Genomic DNA, 2,054 nt, shown 5'->3' on the forward strand with positions numbered 1-2,054 from the left:
TTTGCTACTTCTCTGGTATCGAAACTTAATGAAGTTCTGAGCGTTACTTAGAATTTGAAATGCTGCTTTTAAGTTTCGACGTTCAAATTCAGACATGTTCTCCGGCTCAATATTGTTGTCTGGCTCTTCTCCATTTTCTATATCAAGGGCTTGGTGACGAATTCGAACCATGTAGATTAGCTCCATCGCATCCCTTAAATCCAAACCTCGACCTTTCGGTAAAATGCCAGCATCATTAATGTCATCTAAACGGTCGAAAGAGTTTTGCGATCGCGAACCGATTGCCAGAGAATGCACCCGTATTAAATCGGCCAACGGAGCCGTCCCCCTTCGCTTCAAGTTAATCGAGTTGCGATGACGACCATCTTTCTCCATCACAAAGTCTTTGAAAAAGCCCAGTGGAGGCGTCCTACGTATTGCGTTATACGCCATACAAGCAAGAAAGCGGTTATTTCTTTTCGCTCGTCTCACAATAAAGCTGCTTAATTGCTCCGCCCATTTCACTCGCCCATGCACACCGAGGAGATCAAAAAAGATATTACTATTTAACAATCTCTCAGGGGTTGGATTGTCTATCCAGTTTCCAAAGCATTCTTCCCATTCTGCACGAGTTTTTCGCCATTCTGGGTTGGTAGCCATAATGTCTCCAGTACAATAAGCATAGCCGCATGCCGCTAAACCATCACAAACAAATTTAGCAAACTTTTCAAAGTACTCTCCGTGAATCTCAACGTCATAACTGTTATCGAGAATAAGGGCGTTATCTTGATCCGTTACAATTAGCTGCTCATCCCTCGCCATTGAACCCATTGCGACTAAACAATAAGGAATGGGCGCTGGGCCGAACTCTTGCTCAGCTAATTCAGCGAGGCGTTGTTTGAAACTACTGCCTATAACCGACATGGCTCGACCAATCATGTGCGCGTTGGCATCTTCATTGACCATTCTTACGAAACAGTCTTTTACTTGTTCAGAAACCTGCTTGAGATCCTCGACACTGGTTTGCTGAAAAATAGAGCTCACTAGCAATAGGCTGTTCTGAGATTCGTAACGAACGATGTCCGTCATGCCAATAATTCCTATCGGCTTTTTATCTTTTAAAATTGGTAAATGATGCACGTTGTAACGCAACATGGTTAACATGGCCTCAAACACATAGGCGTTATAATCCAATGAAACCACGTCATAACTCATGACCTCACTCACTGGAATATTGGTATCAATACCTTGAGCTAGTACGCGAATGCAAAGATCGCGATCAGTCAATATTCCAAGCAGCTGTTCATCATCTTCTTCTGTGAGCTCCTCTGTCGGGCGAATAATGAGCAGAGAGGTGACATTTTCCTCTGCCATTAGTATCGCAGCTTCCTGAATTGAAGCCGTTGCCTCCAGAGTTACTGGATCTCTTGCTAAGATTTTACGTGCCTTAGCGGTGGTAAAGTCATTGCTTTCGGAGCGGCTAGATATTGCGCTTCGCAAACGCGCGCTATCTTCCAGTTCCATGTAGTCCGCAAAGTTTTCAAACTCATCACAAAGTTCATTGAAGATGTTTTCCGGAATACAGTAAACGAGAGTGTCTTCTATCGCTTTGGCTGGCATACGTACGCGGTTGTTCATCAACAACCCCATCTGACCAAACAGTCCACCAGCATCAATCCTGTTGTAAAGTTCACCTTTACGTCGATAAATCTCTACCGCCCCACTTCTCACCATATACAAGTCGCGGATCGTATCTCCGAAGTTAAGGATTTTTGTTCCTTGCCGAAAGTATGCAACCTCGGCATTGAGAGCAATTTTTCTAAGCTGCTCTTCAGGTAGGTCATCAAAAGGTGGGTACTGGCTAATGAAATTGAGCACTTCTAACTGTTCGGCTTCCATTTTTTATTCCATACGTTGCCTAAACTACAGCGATAAATATCACCCTGAGTGAAATCAAGCAATAAATAAATCTAAGGATAACAGTACCTAACCGATTTCACAGGACCAAGCCTTAACCAAAAATTAGAGCTCTAACCTTTTTATATGTAGAGTTCTAAGCTATCACAGCTTATATC

The 2,054-nt window shown here is 43.2% G+C and carries 1 protein-coding gene; it reads right to left on the reverse strand.

Going from position 1 to position 2,054, the window contains the following annotated elements; translation table 11 throughout:
• Window positions 1-1,878, reverse strand: a 1,878-nt coding sequence (locus CAG68_RS12910) for a DUF294 nucleotidyltransferase-like domain-containing protein (RefSeq protein ID WP_005377775.1), incomplete at its 3' end; no start/stop codon positions are given.
• Between the last annotated feature and the right edge of the window lie 176 nt (window positions 1,879-2,054).

Source organism: Vibrio sp. V42_P2S4T144 (assembly GCF_009904715.1).
Classification (GTDB): domain Bacteria; phylum Pseudomonadota; class Gammaproteobacteria; order Enterobacterales; family Vibrionaceae; genus Vibrio; species Vibrio alginolyticus.